Origin of the sequence: Parafrankia discariae, assembly GCF_000373365.1 — a bacterium.
In the GTDB taxonomy this organism is placed as follows: Bacteria; Actinomycetota; Actinomycetes; order Frankiales; family Frankiaceae; genus Parafrankia; species Parafrankia discariae.
Genome location: NZ_KB891213.1, coordinates 11,933 through 27,918, shown reverse-complemented (window position 1 = coordinate 27,918; position 15,986 = coordinate 11,933). Strand labels below are relative to the sequence as shown.

11 protein-coding genes are annotated in these 15,986 nt (G+C 74.7%); 6 read left to right on the top strand and 5 right to left on the bottom strand.

All coding sequences use genetic code 11. The annotated features are described in order from the left end of the window. Genes B056_RS0115085 through B056_RS0115075 form a run of 3 tightly spaced genes read right to left on the bottom strand, consistent with a single transcriptional unit; the run spans position 1 to position 7,153 of the window. Complete coding sequence (locus B056_RS0115085) at positions 1 to 1,395, bottom strand: proton-conducting transporter transmembrane domain-containing protein (protein WP_018502700.1); 1,395 nt, start codon at positions 1,393 to 1,395, stop codon at positions 1 to 3. Then, positions 1,392 to 3,836, bottom strand: a complete 2,445-nt coding sequence (locus B056_RS0115080; RefSeq protein WP_018502699.1) for a proton-conducting transporter transmembrane domain-containing protein — start codon at positions 3,834 to 3,836, stop codon at positions 1,392 to 1,394. The genes B056_RS0115085 and B056_RS0115080 overlap by 4 nt, the downstream gene beginning before the upstream one ends. Then, positions 3,833 to 7,153: a DUF2309 domain-containing protein gene (locus B056_RS0115075; protein WP_018502698.1), complete on the bottom strand. Its 3,321-nt coding sequence runs from the start codon at positions 7,151 to 7,153 to the stop codon at positions 3,833 to 3,835. Before B056_RS0115075 ends, B056_RS0115080 begins: the two co-directional genes overlap by 4 nt. Positions 7,154 to 7,958: 805 nt before the next feature. On the opposite strand from B056_RS0115075, the gene B056_RS0115070 reads away from it, so the two are divergent. Beyond that, positions 7,959 to 8,405: a winged helix-turn-helix transcriptional regulator gene (locus tag B056_RS0115070; RefSeq protein ID WP_018502697.1), complete on the top strand. Its 447-nt coding sequence runs from the start codon at positions 7,959 to 7,961 to the stop codon at positions 8,403 to 8,405. 94 nt (positions 8,406 to 8,499) lie between these two features. Here B056_RS0115070 and B056_RS0115065 read toward each other — a convergent pair whose 3' ends face one another. Together B056_RS0115065 and B056_RS0115060 are read right to left on the bottom strand one after the other, a co-directional pair. Further along, positions 8,500 to 9,036 carry a glutathione peroxidase gene (locus B056_RS0115065; RefSeq protein WP_018502696.1) on the bottom strand — a complete coding sequence of 179 codons (537 nt, stop codon included), beginning with the start codon at positions 9,034 to 9,036 and terminating at the stop codon, positions 8,500 to 8,502. Positions 9,037 to 9,252: 216 nt separating this feature from the next. Further along, positions 9,253 to 9,996 carry a GNAT family N-acetyltransferase gene (locus B056_RS0115060; RefSeq protein WP_026239731.1) on the bottom strand — a complete coding sequence of 248 codons (744 nt, stop codon included), beginning with the start codon at positions 9,994 to 9,996 and terminating at the stop codon, positions 9,253 to 9,255. 1,266 nt (positions 9,997 to 11,262) lie between these two features. Here B056_RS0115060 and B056_RS0115055 point away from each other — a divergent pair. From B056_RS0115055 to B056_RS0115035, 5 genes are all read left to right on the top strand, one after another. Then, a complete protein-coding gene (locus tag B056_RS0115055) occupies positions 11,263 to 13,101 on the top strand; it encodes an ATP-binding protein (RefSeq protein WP_026239730.1) in 1,839 nt (612 codons plus the stop codon). Between the two features lie 103 nt (positions 13,102 to 13,204). Then, positions 13,205 to 13,624, top strand: coding sequence for a roadblock/LC7 domain-containing protein (locus B056_RS0115050; protein WP_018502693.1), 420 nt, complete (start codon positions 13,205 to 13,207; stop codon positions 13,622 to 13,624). After that, positions 13,621 to 13,980 carry a DUF742 domain-containing protein gene (locus B056_RS0115045; RefSeq protein ID WP_018502692.1) on the top strand — a complete coding sequence of 120 codons (360 nt, stop codon included), beginning with the start codon at positions 13,621 to 13,623 and terminating at the stop codon, positions 13,978 to 13,980. Before B056_RS0115050 ends, B056_RS0115045 begins: the two co-directional genes overlap by 4 nt. Then, positions 13,961 to 14,581 carry a GTP-binding protein gene (locus B056_RS0115040; protein WP_026239729.1) on the top strand — a complete coding sequence of 207 codons (621 nt, stop codon included), beginning with the start codon at positions 13,961 to 13,963 and terminating at the stop codon, positions 14,579 to 14,581. The genes B056_RS0115045 and B056_RS0115040 overlap by 20 nt, the downstream gene beginning before the upstream one ends. Further along, positions 14,578 to 15,957, top strand: a complete 1,380-nt coding sequence (locus B056_RS0115035) for a cytochrome P450 (RefSeq protein ID WP_018502690.1) — start codon at positions 14,578 to 14,580, stop codon at positions 15,955 to 15,957. The genes B056_RS0115040 and B056_RS0115035 overlap by 4 nt, the downstream gene beginning before the upstream one ends. Positions 15,958 to 15,986: the final 29 nt, after the last annotated feature.

The following is a 15,986-nucleotide window of genomic DNA, read 5'->3' as shown; positions in this document are numbered from 1 at the left end:
TCAGGGCAGGAGCAGGGCGGGGGCGAGCTCGCCGAGGATCAGCGCGGCCAGCAGGACGGTGACGGCGTTGGACTCGCGTGGGGTCAGGTCCTGCTCGCCGACGTGGTCACGCCGGCCGGTGTAGCCGGCGAAGTACCACTTCATCACCGTCGCGCCGGCGCCGGCGACCGCGAGGACGAGCGCGCCGGCCGCCGGTACCGACCAGCCGCCCACGCCGTCGAGCAGCAGGTCCTCCCAGACGAACCCGAGGGTCGCCGGAAACCCGATCGACGTCAGCCCGAACAGCAGGAACGCCACCGCGAGCCGCGGGGTGCGGGCGAAGCAGCCCCCCGGGCCGGTAAGGAGCATCGGGCCCCGCCGGGCCTCCGTCGCGGCGGCGATCATCATCGCGCCGCCCGCGGCCACCGCGCCGACCTGCCAGGACAGGACGGCCCCCGACCGTGCCGGCTCGGACCCGATGAGGATCCCGCAGCTCAAGACGCCGGAGAGCGCCAGGCCGATCTGGGCGAGCGCGGACCGGACGTCCCGGGCGACGAGCCCGAGGCCGGCGCCCAGCAGGGCGCTCGCCGCGGCCACGGCGACGACCCAGCCGTGATCCGGCACCGCCCGTCCGACCTCGGGGAGCAGCAGCACGCCCGCCGGCCCGGCGGCGAAGGCGACGACCAGCCCGGCGGGGGCCGTCCGGGCGAAGGGCTCGTACCACAGGTGCAGCGGCAGGAGGCACTGGCGGACACCGACGCCGACCGCGAGCAGCAGCGCGGCCACCGTGCCGCCGAGCCGGTCGGCCAGGAGAAGCCCGGCGGCGCACGCCCCGACTCCCACGAGATGGTGCAGCGCGAACAGCCGGGTCGGGCCGCGGCCGGGGGCGCGTTCCCGCAGCTCCCGCCACACGACGAAGGCTGACAGCGCCCACGAGATCACCGCCGCGGTCGGACCGGCCACCCCGGGCGGACCAGCCGCCCCGGGCGGGCCAGCCACCGCGGTCGCCGCCGTGCCCCCGGCGAGAACGAGCAGGATCCGCGCGAACGTCGCCTGGTCGTGCGAGGCGACCGACCGCGCGTCGGGACGCGCCGCGACGGCGGGGAGGCCGGCGGCCAGGGACGGGATGGTCCGGGGCGGGGTGATCGGTGCCAGCGCGGTGGCGGCGAGACCGGCCAGACAGGTCACGAACGGCATCCACCACCCGGACCCGGGGGCGAGCAGGCCCACCCGGTGGCCGTCGGGCCACCCCGTCCAGCGGGCGACGACCATCGTCACGGCGACACCGAGCGCCGTGACGGTGACGCACCCGGCCGCGGCGGCCCGGGCGGATCGAGGGTCCGGGGCCCGCCGCGCCAGCACCGAGCCGACGAGCAGAAAGGCGGCCGCGACGCACGGGACGGCCGCGATGGTCACCAGGGCCCTCCTCCCCGAGGTCGGACCGGTCGGACATCCGTGGGAAAGCGGGGTGTGTCCTCCTGGTGCCGCCAACGCGAGGCGCCGACCGAGGACGAACCGTTCCTGGCGCGCAGGCGGTGCCCGGCGGGATCGCCGTCCCGGCGCGCCAGACCCGCCGGCCCCGGCTTCTCCACGGTGTCCGGATCCCCGGTCGCCTCCGGATCCCCGGTCGCCTCCGGATCCCCGGTCGCCTCCGGATCCCCGGCGGCCTCCGGGCTCCCGGCCGCCTCCGGAGCCTCGGTCGCCTCCGGACGGTCGACCGCCTCCAGAGCATCGTCCGGGCCCGGACCATCGTCGATCGCGTCGACCGCCTCCGGGGCGTCCGCCGCGACCGGTCGGCCGGGCCCGTCGAGGGCCGGGTCCGAGCAGGCCGCGTCGGTCGGCGCGGCGTCCGGTGCGAGGTCGTCGGCCGCCGGACGCGGCCCCGGCAGTCGGGGCGACACAGACGGCACAGGCGGTTCCGTGTGGCCCGAAGGCACCCCGGGGCGGGACACCGCCGGCGGGAGGGCCTGGTCGGGGAGCCTGCGCAGGCTCGGCGCCCCGGGCGAGGCCACCGGCCGGGTCGCCGGCGCGGGCTCGGCGGCCTCGACGGACGCCGCGGCCTCGACGGGCGCCGCGGGCTCGACGGGCTCGGCCGCGGCCGGCTCCGCCGTGGCGGGCTCGGCGGACGCCGCCGGCCCGGCCGCGGCCGGGGCCTCCGCGCCGGCCGGAGCCTCCGTCGTCTCCCTGACGATCGGCCGGGTGGTCAGCGCGGTCTCGTCCGGGACCGCGCGGTCCGGGCCGCGTGATCCGGTTTCACCCGCGGCGGGGCCACCCGGGTCAGGACCGTGGAAGTCCAGGGCGTAGGAGTCCGCGCCGTAGGGCCCGGATCCGTGCCGGGCCCTGGGGTCGACCGCGGGGCCACGGCCCGGTTCCACCGTCACAGCCGCGGGCCCGGCCGGGACGTCCCCGGCTCTCCCGCCGGCGGCGGCGTCCTCGGCGGGGTCCGGCGGGCTGGCGGGTCGCCGCGGCGGCGGACCCGGGGGGTGTGCCGGAGGGGACGCCCCGGGGCCGGTGCCCCGACCGCCGATCAGGTCGGCGGCGTGTCGCTGCCAGCGGTCGATCGCCGTCAGCGCACGTCCGGCGGCTTCTCCGACTCGGCGAAGCACCACGTCTGCGTATCCCTTCTCGAACGCGTGCCGGTAGAGCCGGGGCTGCCACCGTCCCGGCGTGATCCGCCCCGGCCGCGACCCGGGCTCGGGGGCCTGGCCACCCAGCGCCTGCTCCAGGCGCTGGCTGTCGCGCAGCGCGCTGGGCGAGCGCAGGATCTGCGCGCAGCGCAGCGTCGCGTGGGCGAGGATGTGCAGGACGGCCAGCGTGTGCAGTCCCAGCCCGATCTCGGCGACGATCAGCCCCACCTGGGTCATCGACCCGTAGGCGAGCGCGCTCTTGACGTCGCTCTGGGCCCGGCTGACGAGCGTCGCGTGCAGTGCCGTCAGTACCCCGACGGCGACGAGGGCGGCGCGGACGGCCGGCGCGTGGTCCAGCATCGGCTGCGCCCGCAGCAGCAGGTAGGGACCCAGGTGGATCGACACCGCCCCGTAGAAGACGGCGCTGGACGGGGTCGGCCCCTCCATGGCCCGCGGCAGCCATCCGCCGACCGGGACCAGCGCCGACTTCCCCAGCACCGCGGTCAGGAGCAGGAGACCCAGTAGCTCGGCGTGAGCGGTGGCGCCGGGTGACGACAGGACGTCGTCCCAGCTGAGACCGTGCTCGCCGCCGTGGCCGGCGCCGTCACCCGCACGGGCGAGGTTCCCGAGCCAGACCGTCGCGAGGAGCAGGCCGGCGTCGCCGGCCCGGTAGGTCAGGAAGGCGCGCAGGCCGTGCCGGACGGGCCCGCGCCGTTCCACGAAGAAGGCGATGAGCAGCGCCGAGGTCAGCCCGACCAGCTCCCAGCCGAAGAACAGCGCCGGCAGCTCGCCCGCGACCAGGGTGAGCTCCACCCCCGTCCCGAACAGGACGAGCAGGAGGTGGAACCGGGCGAATCCGGGTTCTCGGTGCAGGTAGCGCGCGGAGACGGCGCCGGTGAGCCCGATGAGGACGGCCGCGACGAGCGCGAACGGCACGGACAGCATGTCCGCGGTCAGGCTCCAGGCGAAGGTGTGGCCGTGGGTGCCGAACCACGGGCCGATGCTGGCGTCGACCGTGTCCCGGCCGGTCGCCAGGAGGCCGAGGGCGAGCACCGCGCAGGCGAGGGTCGAGACGGTGAACGCGGCGGCCACGATCATGCCGATGATCCGCTCGGATCGCAGGCGGCCGAACCACATGGGTACCGCCAGCGCGGCCACCGCCGTGCCCGGCGCGGCGACGCTGGTGATCAGCGCGGCGGCGAGCAGGGGGTGGGCCGGCTCGGCGGTCACTGCCCGTCCCGCCGCGCGGGCAGTGGCCCGCTCGCCTGCTCCGGCAGCTCGATCGCGTCCCGCGCGGGTGGGACGGCCGCCGTCCCCGCCGTCCCCGCCGTCCCCGCCGTGCCCGCCGTCTCCACCGCGCCGGCCGCGACCGCCGTGCCCGGCGCGTCGGCGAGGTCGATCACGGTGTCCACGGACTCGCCGAAGGCGGCGAGGACGTGGGCCGGCGGGAGGTGATCGCGCTGGCCCGCGTAGTAGTGCTCCGAGCGGGCGACCACCGGGAAACGCAGGTTCTCGGGCTGGTGCGGCTCGAAGGCGCCGTCGCGGTAGAGGTAGGTCTCGGGGCCGGCCGGGTCCCAGGCGGCGAGCTGGATCCAGCCGCCCTCGACCAGCCCGCGCAGCGTCGGGTTCTCCCGCACGATGCGGGCCAGCCGCTCGGGCTCCGCCTCGGCGATCAACAGCAGCCGCATCGGCTCGTGGATCTCGACGGACTGCCAGGGCATCCCGGTCCGCAGGTCCGAGCCGTGCCCGTCCATCACCCCCACCAGGCCGGTGATGTTGTGCGGCAGCTTCGACCCGGCGCCGTACCCGATCGGGTCGATCCGGCTGAAGTAGTACTCGAGGTTGATCCCGGCGCCGACCGGGCCGGCCGACAGAAGCAGCCGGGTGAGCACGGCGCCGTCGGGGTCCACGGTCGGGTCGTAGGAGACCAGGAAGGAGCGGCGGTCGAGGTACAGGCCCCGGGTGCGCGAACGCCGGCCGATCACACAGGTCGCGTTGGTGCTGTGCCCGTACTCCGGACGGGACTGCCCGAGGTCCTCCGAACGCCCCCGCACGTGGGCGTGGGCGGTGCCGGCGGCGACGTCCGGGCCGACCGACTCGAACCGGCGGCAGCGCTCGTGCGCGTCGAGCTGGACGGCGGTCAGCAGCGCGTCCATGGCGGCGGTGAGGGCCGGCCGCAGGTGCGCGGGCACCAGGTCGGTGTCGTAGTAGGCCAGCGAGCTGTCACAGGTGTCGTGGTGGCCGCCGACGAACCAGGTGTCCGGGCCGATCACGCGGCCGCGGTGGGCCAGGGCGGCGCGCACCGCCGGGTGGTTGGCCATGGCGGCGAACGCGCGCGCGTTCGGGCCGCTCTGGCCGCCGCCGGTGGCACCGCAGTCGTAGGCCGCCGCGTGCGGGTTGTTGACGCTGGACGAACCGTGCCCGATCACGAACACGACCGGGCCGAGGGGGCCGCCCATGCCGATCGTCGCGAGCAGCGTGTCGACGATCTCGGCCATCTCCTCGACGGTGAACCCGAGGCTCAGCGGCTCCGCCCCCACGCCCGGCACGAGCTCCGCCGGTCCGGTGGCCGGCGGGTGGTCCCGCGTCGCCTCGATGACGAGTCTGGTGAGCGGGCGCGCCGGCTCCCGGCGGCCCAGCATCCGCACCCCCTCGCCGGCGGCCCGGGGCGCGACCGCGCGGGCGGCCAGCGGGACCAGTTCGGCCAGCCCGGCCAGCCCGGCGAGAGCGGAGTACGCCGCGGCTCGCGCCGGGTGGCCGCGGGCCGCCGAGATCGTGTGCTGGAGCTGGGCCTTGCGGCGCCGGGCGCGCTGGTAGGCAGCCAGTTCGCCGTCGTCCACGGCGCGTTCGACGACCAGGCTGCGCGGTGTCATCGTCACCGGGCACAGGGCGCGCGGGCGGACGTCGTCGAGGCCCTGGTAGGCCATGGCGACCCCGAAGTACCCGGCGGCGCCGTAGGTCCGGACCCGCGGATGGCTCTCCTCCAGGTGCCGGCGCAGCGACTCCTCCCGCTCGTCCATGCAGAACACGGCCTGGAAGTCGGGGGACGGCACCGTCCCGGGGAAGCGCCGGTCGTGCGCGGACAGCGCGTCGAGCACCTGGGTCCGGTACCGGCGCTCGTAGGCGAGGTGCAGCAGCCAGCGCCGCCGTCCGGCGTCGAACTCGGCGACGGCCCGCAGCCAGGCCCGGGCCCACCGGGGGTGACCGAGCACCTCGGTCTCGACGTCCAGCACCTGCGCGAGGACGAACGCCTCGTAGGCGAGCTCCAGGTCACCCCCACGAGGTTCCTGATCGCCCTGGACGGGATCGCCCTGGACGAGATCGCTCTGGACGGGATCGCCCTGGACGGCGTCGCCGGCCACCAGGGTGCCCTCGACCGGGCCGAGCGGGCCCAGGTCCTCCGGCCGCGCGTCGGGGCCGATCAGCCGCGCCAGGACGTTGTGGGTGACGACGACCTCCAGCGTGAGCTGCACGGCGAGGTAGTCCATGAGCCGGGCCGGTGCCGGGCGGGACGGCGCCCGGTCGGGACGGCACTCGAACTGGTGGACCATCCCGGCCCAGCCACGCAGCGAGACGAGCGTCGCGCGCACCGTGTCCGCCCAGGCGGGCACCGGCACCTGCAGCGCCCACAGCGCCCAGGCGACCGTCCGCTCGGCGGACCAGTTCATCCGGAGCTGCTGGCGGAGCTGGCCGCCGAGGCCGGCCCAGCTCGCCTCGCGCGGGGCGCCGAGCGTCCCGAACAGGTGCCGGAAGGCCGCCAGCAGGCCCTTCTCCCGGTGCGGCATCTCCCAGGCGGCGACGCCCTGGTCGAGGAAGGCGGCGCAGAGCCGGATCAGCACCGGGTGGACGGCCTCGTCGGTGTCGACGCCGAACTGGTCGAGCACCTGGTCGCGGCGGCGCAGGGCAGCCGGGCGCGGGGCCGGCGGCGGCGTGTTCCGGCACAGGTCCTCCCACAGCTGCGCGAGCAGCCGGGCCCGCAGCGCCTGCAGCCGGGCCGCCCGGCCGCGCCGGGTGCGCCGCTGCGCGTTCGCGAAGCGCCGCCGGGCCTGGCGGGTCAGCTCCTCCTGCCGCGCCTCGGTTACCAGCGGGTGCACGCGGTGCAGCTCACCGCCGTCCGCCAGCGCCCACAACGCCCCGGCGTCGCGGGGCACGTCGATGAACAGGCCGAGCCGGGCGAGCCGGAACTCGTTCCACGTCGGCCCGCCGGGGACGACCTGGGCGTCGCCGTCGCGCAGCTCCTGCCCGGTGTGGGGGTCGCCGGGGACGCCCTCCGCCGGCCGGCCGTGATGTTCGAGGACCGCGGCGAGGTCCCGGGGAAGAATCCGGCCGGACGCGAGATGCGCGGCGAAGGCCTCCTCGGTCTGCAACGCCTCTGTGCCCAGCATCGCCGAGGCGTGCTCGACCGCGCGCTGGAACGGGAGCTCCTCCAGGGCGTGCAGCGGGTTGTGATGGGAGAAGTACCCCAGTGGGGCCTGCGGCGGCAGGAGCTCGCCCGCCTCCTCCACGATCCGGGTGATCATCTCGATCTGGTCCGCGGCGTAGGCCATGTCCCCTCCCATCCCTTACCGGCGGCGAACCCGGGGTTCTTTTTCTTTTTCCGAACAACCGGTTCGCCCGCCATGGCGGTGAGCACTCACATGTCTTCCAGCGACGCGACGGCCGTGTCGGCCCGGTGAGCTCCCGGCCGACGTCGGGCGGGTTCACCTGATACTCCGGGCGGGTGGACCCGCACCCGAAAGAAGTGCTTTGTTGAACGCGGCGGTAAATTCAGCGAAGACGCCCGGCCGGCTCCGCCCGCCCGAGGGCCGGCCGGGCTGACCGGTGTACCGCCGGCGCCAGACCGCCTGTCCCACATCAGTATGAAGGACCCTGGCCCCCCACGGCCCGCGCCGGTCACGGCGGTGGCGAGAATCACCGGGAATGCCTCACCCGGACCTCGCCGACCGCCGGGCCACAGGAGCCTCGAATATGTTACCCGTCACTGGTCAAGGCGTTCCACAATGCTGTCCAGCAAACACGCGGCAGCCTTTCGGAACGGCGGTTTGCTTTACCCCGAAAACACCCGAAGCCACACACCCCCACCCCACGACCGCCTCCCACCAGGGCATTCCCTCACCCGCGGCCGCGCCGCCGGAGAGTCAGCGGAGCGAGTTGCGCGAGCCACCCACAGGCCGCTCGCGCAACTCGCTTCGAGGCGATTCGAGGCGGGGCCGGCGCGAGGCGCCGATGGTGGGCCGGCCCCGCGGCGCGGTGGTAGGTTTGAAAGTCGGATGGACTCGGGGCCCCGGGGCCGATGCTCCCGGAGCTTCGTCAGCGTCCCGGGGACGTCCACGGCTGTGGAGGAGGCCCGCGATGGGCAAGACAGCGCGGGAGTGCTCGATCGCGAACGCGCTCGCCGTCGTCGGGGAGCGCTGGAGCCTGCTCGCCCTGCGGGAGGTGCTGCTCGGCGCGCGCAGGTTCGACCAGATCGTGGAGAACACCGGTGCGAGCCGGGACATCCTCGCCGCCCGGCTGCGCTCGCTCGTCGCGGCGGGGGTGCTGGAGAAGCGGCAGTACAGCGAGCACCCGCCGCGGCACGAGTACGTGGCGACCGAGTCCGGCCGAGCCCTGAACACGGTGCTGCTGGCCCTCATGGACTGGGGTGACCGGTATGTGACGGCCGGCCCGCCGCCGACGGTCTGGGCGCACTCCTGCGGCGCGGAGCTGCGGCCGCGGTGCGTCTGCGCGAACTGCGGCGAGCAGGTGCGCCTCGGTGACACCACGGCGGTGCGGCTCGGCGAGGTCCGCCCGAGCCACTGACCGCCACGTGTGTCCGCCGCCCGGCGGGCTGCCGGGCGGCGGACGGTGACAGCGCTCCCGTCGGGAGCGCTGTCAGGTCAGAACGACGCTTCCGTCAGGCCAGGGCGGCGTCGAGCTCGCCGCGCAGCTCCTCCGGGGTGACGGTGGGCTCGAAGCGGCGGACGACCTTGCCCTCGCCGTCCACCAGGAACTTGGTGAAGTTCCACTTCACCTCGTCGGTGCCGATCGCCTCGGGCCGCGAGCGCTTGATGTGCTCGTAGAGGAAGCCCGACTCCGGCCCGAAGTCGCCGGGCGCCTCCGAGCGCAGGTAGTTGTACAGCGGAGCCGCGCCGTCCCCGTTCACCTCGATCTTGCTGAAGACGGGGAAGGTGACGTTGAAGTTCGTCGAGCAGAACTCCTGGATCTCGGCGTCGGTGCCCGGCTCCTGGCCGCCGAACTGGTTGCAGGGGAAGCCGAGGATCTCCAGCCCGCGCCCGTTCAGGTCGCGGTAGAGCGCCTCCAGCCCCTCGTACTGCGGGGTCAGGCCACACTTGCTGGCGACGTTGACGATCAGCAGGGTCTTGCCCGCGTAGTCGCCCAGGGATCGGGAGGTGCCGTCCGTCGCCTCGACGGTGAAGTCATGGACAGTCATGATCGACCTAGCTCTCGGTGGTGCGGACCCGACGACCGCAGGTCCGGCGGCGGGGACGCCGACGCGTGGCGGGAGCCGGCCGGGCAGGACCGGACACAGCCATGGCCCGGACGGGTGAGCCGGACGGGCCGACGCGGACGGCGCGCGGACACATCGGACGCTACCCGGCCCCCAGGGATTCTGTCACCGCCCTGGTGACAGAATCAGCCGCGGCGGTCAGCCCGACGGGGTGCGCATCTGGACGAACGAGACCTCCCGGCGCGGCACGAAGCCCAGCGCCTCGTACAGCCGGAGGGCGTCGGTGTTCGACACCGAGACGTGCAGGAACGGCTGTTCGCCCCGGGCCCGCACGCCCACGGCCACCGCCCGGACCAGCCGGCTGGCCAGGCCCTCGCCGCGATGGGCCGGATCGGTGCACACAGCGCTGATCTCCGTCCACCCCGGCAGCCGCATCCGCTGGCCGGCCATCGCCACCAGGCGCCCCCCACGGCGGATACCCAGATAGCCGCCGAGCTCGACGGTGCGCCGCGAGAACGGGCCCGGCCTGGTCCGGGCGACCAGGTCGAGCATCTCCGGGACGTCGCCGGCCCGCAGCGGGACGGCCTCCGGGTCGGGCCGGTCCACCAGGTCGTCACCGAGGAACTGGAGGGCGGGCACCGCCATCGTCACCTCCCACCCGGGCGGCGGGAGCATCCGCAGACCGGAGAAGCCCAGCAGGGCTCCCGGCCCGGCGAGCTCGGCCAGCTCCGCCCAGGCACCGGGGTCGGCGCCGTCACCCACCGCCGCGAACGGCGAGATCTCGGGTGGGTAACGCGCCGCGCGGTGCGTGGCGATGGCGAGATGAGCGTGCGCGCCCGCGAGCGACTCCCAGACCGGGTTGTCGAGAACCGACTCGGCGATGGTCACCGATCCCGTGGCAGGCTCCGGCAGCACGCTCGGGCTGACGCCCGTCGGACCCATCGAACCTCCCGCCGGCGACGGGCGCGGACCGCGCGCCCGGCCGTCAGACTATGCGCCGGCTCCGAATAAGTGCGAAACACCCACCCGCTGTCAGCCGGGGCGATACCCCGCGACCTGGGAACACACCCTCCGACCCCGTCCTGCGCCCAGCCACCGAACCCGCCCCGCGGCCGCCCGGAGCCCGCCCGCGGCCACCCCAGGCCGCCCCGGACGGCCACGGCGGCCCGGCGAGCGGCCGGCGAGCGGCCGAGGAGCAGCCGGCGAGCGGGACGCGGAGACCGGGCGGCACCCCCGGAGACACCCGTCGGCGCACCCCCACCCCAACCGGGAGCCGGCGGTCGGGGGCGCCCGGGACGGCGGCACGCCCCACCGTCAGGCCACGTTCCGCTTGACAGACAGCGCGGACGCGCGGCGATCTTCCGCCCCGGAGGCCCGTCCGAGCCTCCCCGGCGCACCCGTGCGGGGGTGATCGCGGCGCCGGCACCGCCCCGGGCCACGGACCGGGCAGTGCCCCGAACAGGGCGATTCCCCGCCGGCACAGGATGAACCGGAGCTCGACCGGGCTTAACTGAGAAGGAATTCAACAAGTATCCACCCGGGCCACCCCGCCGGCCAAATGTGTCGCCGCAATTGCCACAACCGCCCCGTGATGCCCCGAACCGGGCAGCGGCAATGCCAGGCTGTCAACTCTTCAAGCACCCGGAATCCCTCGTTCCGGACGGCCGTACGGGATTTCAACAAAACAGAAACAAATCTTACACACTACAGTCGAACAACAATGACACTCCACTACCACTTACGGCTATCGCCCGACAGCGCCGCCCCGCGCCTGGCGCGCGACCCGTCCGAGGTGTCCCTAGCATGTGCGACGCGCATATGACCTGCACTGATGGTTCCGCTTCGGCCCGGGGACGGCCCCGGACCCGGACGTGGATCACAACGCAGGGCGGCGATGGCGAGGGGGCGAAGATCGACGTGGTCAGTACGGCCGGCGGCGCGACCCGTACCGGTGCTTCCACGCACCGGGAATCACGGTCGCGCGACCGGGGGGACGTATTCCGCCGCAGCAGCACGAACAGTTCGGAAAAAGGCCGGGAGGGGGTCCCAGCCGTACCTTTTGAGGATTACCGGGAAGAATCCGAGAACTCTTCCCGGCAGACGACTCCGACCATGGTCTTCCGGTGGGACGTCGGATTCTCCGCGGTCCCACCCGACCGCGGCAGGCCGGCCCTGGGCCACCGACCACCGACGACGAGGACCTGATCGATGTCAGAACACGCAATCGCTCGTCATCAGGTACAGCGACCACCGACGGCCCGGGACCTGATCGTGCCGCCGGCCGCGGCCGTGCTCGTCGTCATGGTCATCGGCCTGGTCGCGGCGGCCGTGTCGCCGGCGGAGGGCCGCGGCGCGATCCTGTTCTGCGTCTCGGTCGCCGCACTGCTCGTCGGCTTCGCCAGCACCGTGGCCGTCCGCAACCGGCAGACCGCGCGGGAGCTGCGCGGCCGGGTCGTCGCGCTCGAGACCCGCGCCAGCCGCTCGGCCGCGCAGACCGAGCGGCTCGCCCGCGAGGTCCTCCCGGCGGTGGTGGAACGCCTGCGCGAGGGGGCGTCCGTCCAGGCGGCGCTCGGGGAGGCCCCGCGCGGCACCGAGGGCACGCACCAGCACATCCTGCGCACCGTCGCGGAGGAGGTCGGCCGCGGCGAGCGGATGCGCGCCGCGGCCATGGCGGCCTGCGCGAACGCGGCCGGCCGGATGCAGGCGCTGAGCACCAGCATGCTCGCCGACCTGCGGGCCATGGAGGAACGGCACAGTGAGGAGGTCCTCGGTGACCTGCTCCGGCTCGACCACCTCACCGCCCAGGCCGGCCGGCTCGCGGACAGCATCGCCGTCCTCACCGGCGGGCGTTCCGGGCGCCGGTGGACCAAGCCGATCGTGATGGAGAGCCTCCTGCGGGGCTCCATGGGACGGATCAGCGCCTACCAGCGGGTCCGCCTGCACTCGGTGAGCGCGGTCGCGGTGGTCGGCTACGCGGCCGAGGGGATCATGCACGCTCTCGCCGAGCTGATGGACAACGCGACCAGCTTCTCCCCGCCGTCCGAGGAGGTGCATGTCTACGTCGAGGAGGTACAGGCCGGGGTCGTCATCACCATCGAGGACGGCGGTCTGGTCATGGGGCCGGCCGCCCTCGAGCGGGCCGAACGCGCGGTGTCGGCGGAGGCCCTCGACCTGACCACGCTGTCCGGTACGCGGCTCGGCCTGGCCGTGGTCGGCGTCCTCGCCCGCAAGCACGGCCTGACGGTGTCCTTCCGGCCGTCCTCGCGCGGCGGCACCGGGGTCGTCGTCATGATTCCGCGCCAGCTCATCACGGCGCCGCGGTCGGTCGTCGCGCCGCCGGCGGTCGCGGACTCCGCGGACACGGTCACCGCCGGGCTGCCCACGGTCGTGCCGTCGCGGCTGCCGGCGGTCCTCCCTCCCGGGGCGAACGCGACGAGCGCGGGAGCCACCGGGAAGCTGGGAAGCGCGGCGGGGACGGCCACGGCGCGAGCCGCGGTCGACCCGGTCACCGAGTTCATCTCGCTACCCCAGCGGACGCCGGAGCACCCCGCCCGGCTGGACGCCGCCAGCCCCACCCGCGCGGACGCCGGCCCGGCCGGCCCGGCCGGCGCCGCGACGCGCGGAGCCGGGGCGGCCCGCGAGCCGGCATCGGACGCGACCACGGTCGCGAGCGCCGTCCCGGGCCCGGCCCTGGACACGGACGCCGACGCCGACGGGAGCGACGAGGCGGGCGCCGCCCCGCCGCTGATCCTGCCCAAGCGCGAGCGTGGGCAGTCCCTCGCGGCGAGCGCCCGCGCCGCGGCCCTGCTCGCGGCGCCGCCGCGCACCCACCGGCCGCGCCGTAACTCCAGCGCGAACTTCGCCGCCTTCCGCCGGGCGATGCGCGCCGCCGGAACGGGCCACGCCCGGTCCACCGGACCGGTGCCCGGACGCGCGGGGGCCCTGGTCACCGCGGCCACCACCGGCACCACGGCCCGCCCGCCGGCGGCCCCCGGGGAGGCGGACGTCCCCGACGGCACCGGCGAGCCGGACCAGCGGGACACGTGACCCACCAGCGCCCCGTATGACGACCAGCACAGCACTGGACGACCTGATTGGAGGCAGGGGCACGACCGGATGGGACCCACCCGCCCGGTGCCCCGCGATCCCGATGAACACCACTGAGCGCGATCTCGACTGGTTGCTGGAAAACCTCCTCGCCCGCACCCCGGGGACCCGCCACGCCCTGGTGCTCTCCAGGGACGGGCTCAAGCTGTGCCGCTCGTCCGGCCTGAGCATCGACCAGGCCGACCAACTCTCCGCGATCGCGTCGGGGATCCAGAGCCTCGCGCACGGGGCGTCCATCGAGTTCGGGGACGGTACCGGCGGCGTGCGGCAGTCGATGACCGAGTACCACGGCGGGTTGCTGTTCATCGTCGACGCCGGCCAGGGCGCGCACCTCGCGGTGATCGCCACCGACGACGCCGACGCCGGCATCATCGGCCACAACATGAGCGAGCTCGTCGAACAGATCGGCGAGTACCTGAGCGCGGCGCCACGCGATCCCGTCCAGTCCGTGCTACTGCCATGATCCGCCGGCTCGTCGACAGCGAGGACCCGGACCGTCTGTACACCGTCACCGGCGGCCGCAGCCGGGCCGGGGACACCGCCTTCGACCTCGTCACGCTCGTCACGAGCAGGAGCGAGCCGACGCCCGGGATGCAGTCCGAACACGTCCGGATCCTGCGGGTCTGCCGCGCGCCGACCGCGGTGGTCGAGCTGTCGGCGGACCTGAGGCTGCCGGTGAGCATCGTGAAGATCCTGCTGTCCGATCTGCTCGAGCGGGGCCGGATCTCGGCCCGCCACCCCTCGACCCCGAACGACCCCTCGCAACTGCCCGATCCCGCGTTCCTGAAGCAGGTGCTCGTTGGACTCCAGAAGCTCTGAGCCCGCCGCCCGGCCGCCGCTGCAGACCACGGCCCGGGACGGCGTCAAGATCGTGATCGTCGGTGGTTTCGGTGTGGGCAAGACCACGATGGTCCGTTCGGTCAGCGAGATCCGGCCGCTGAGCACGGAGGAGGTGATGACCGAGGCCGGTGTCGGCATCGACGACAACGACGACGTCCAGGAGAAGAACACGACCACCGTCGCGTTCGACTTCGGGCGGATCAGCCTGGACGCCGAGATGGTGCTCTACCTGTTCGGCGCCCCCGGGCAGGAACGGTTCTGGTTCCTGTGGGAACGGCTGTTCGCGGGGACGCTCGGGGCGGTGGTGCTCGTCGACACCCGGCGGGTCTCCGACTCCTGGTACGCGATCGACCGGCTCGAACACCACCGGATGCCCTTCATCGTGGCCCGGAACAACTTCGGCTCCCCCGAGCACTCACTGGACGACCTGCGCGAGGCGCTCTCGCTGTCACCGGACGTCCCGGTGATCGACTGCGACGCCCGCCACCGGTCGTCCAGCAAGGACGTGCTGATCACCCTCGTGCGTCACCTCTGCGAGCTGTCGGCGGCCCGTGAGGCACAGGCGGCGGAGGCGTCATGACGACTGCCCGCGGGCCGGCTCGCGAACCAGCCCGCGAACCGGCCCGCGAACCGCTTCGCCGGCCGGCTCGCGAGCCGCTGCGCGAGCCGCGTGAGCCACTGCGTGATCCACGGGAGTCGCTTCGCGAGCCGACCGGCACGGCCCGGGAGCGGCCGGCCGGCGGCCGGACCCCGCCCTGCCACCTGGGCGAGGCGCAGTTCCAGCGCGGGCCGACGCGGGCCTACCGCGACCTGCGGCGGGAGCACGGCGCCGTCGCGCCCGTGCTGCTCGACGGCGGCCTGCCCGCCTGGCTGGTCCTCGGCTACCGGGAGCTGCACTACGTCCTGAGCCATCCGGAGATCTTCGCCCGTGACCCGCGGCACTGGGCCGGCTGGGACGACGTCCCGCCCGACTGGGCCGCCCTGCCCGGTGTCGGGCACCGACCGTCCATGCTTCGCGCCGAGGGGGCGGAACACCGCCGGCGCTACACCGCCGTCCAGGACGTCCTCGGCGCGGTGGACCTCTTCGAGCTCCGGGCCCGCGCCGAGGAGATCACCGACGACGTGATCGACGCCTTCGCCGGGCGCGGGGAGACCGATCTGATCGACTCGTTCGCGCACCGGGTGCCCGCGCTCGTCCTGGCGTCGCTGTGCGGGCCGCCCGAGGTCGACACCGCGGGCCTGGTGCACGATCTGATCGTCCTGATCGACGACGGCCCGGACGCGGCCGAGGGCCACCAGCGGGTCCGGGACCGGCTGCGGTGGCTGCTCGCCGACCGGCGCGAGCATCCCGACGACGACATCGTCTCGCGCCTGATCGTCCACCCGGCCGGGCTCGACGACGAGGAGGTCGTCGAGGACCTGGCCGTGGTGTTCGGGTTCGGCGTGCGCGCGGTCGCCGGCTGGATCGGCAACTCGCTGCGCCTTCTGCTCACCGACGGGTCGTTCGCCCTCGACCTGTCCGGCGGGCGGCGCAGCGTCATGCAGGCGCTGAACCAGGTCCTGTGGGAGGACACGCCGATGCAGGTCGTCGCCGGACGGTGGGCGACCCGCAACACCCAGCTCGGCGGGCAGCGCATCGAGGCCGGCGACATGATCGCGCTCGGGCTCGGGGCCGGCAACGCCGATCCGCAGGTCCGCCGCGGCCGCGCCCCGGACGCCCACCCGGGTACCGGGACCAGCGCCAACAGCGCCCACCTGTCCTTCGGCCACGGCGAGCACCGCTGCCCGTACCCCGCACAGGAGATCGCCGAGGTCGTGACCCGGACCGCGGTCGAGGCACTCCTCGACCGCCTGCCCAACATGTGGATCGCCGTCCCGGCCGATGCCCTCGGCTGGCGGCGGACCGCGTGGAACCGCGCTCTGACGGCACTGCCGGTCCGGTTCAGTCCCGTGTGAGGACCGCGACAGGCCGCACCGCGCGGCAC

Bases quoted from the DNA above. Each gene is read 5' to 3' on its own strand.
- B056_RS0115075 (WP_018502698.1), bottom strand. From the start codon at position 7,153: ATGGCCTACGCCGCGGACCAGATCGAGATGATCACCCGGATCGTGGAG.
- B056_RS0115070 (WP_018502697.1), top strand. From the start codon at position 7,959: ATGGGCAAGACAGCGCGGGAGTGCTCGATCGCGAACGCGCTCGCCGTC.
- B056_RS0115065 (WP_018502696.1), bottom strand. From the start codon at position 9,036: ATGACTGTCCATGACTTCACCGTCGAGGCGACGGACGGCACCTCCCGA.
- B056_RS0115060 (WP_026239731.1), bottom strand. From the start codon at position 9,996: ATGGGTCCGACGGGCGTCAGCCCGAGCGTGCTGCCGGAGCCTGCCACG.
- B056_RS0115055 (WP_026239730.1), top strand. From the start codon at position 11,263: ATGTCAGAACACGCAATCGCTCGTCATCAGGTACAGCGACCACCGACG.
- B056_RS0115050 (WP_018502693.1), top strand. From the start codon at position 13,205: ATGAACACCACTGAGCGCGATCTCGACTGGTTGCTGGAAAACCTCCTC.
- B056_RS0115045 (WP_018502692.1), top strand. From the start codon at position 13,621: ATGATCCGCCGGCTCGTCGACAGCGAGGACCCGGACCGTCTGTACACC.
- B056_RS0115035 (WP_018502690.1), top strand. From the start codon at position 14,578: ATGACGACTGCCCGCGGGCCGGCTCGCGAACCAGCCCGCGAACCGGCC.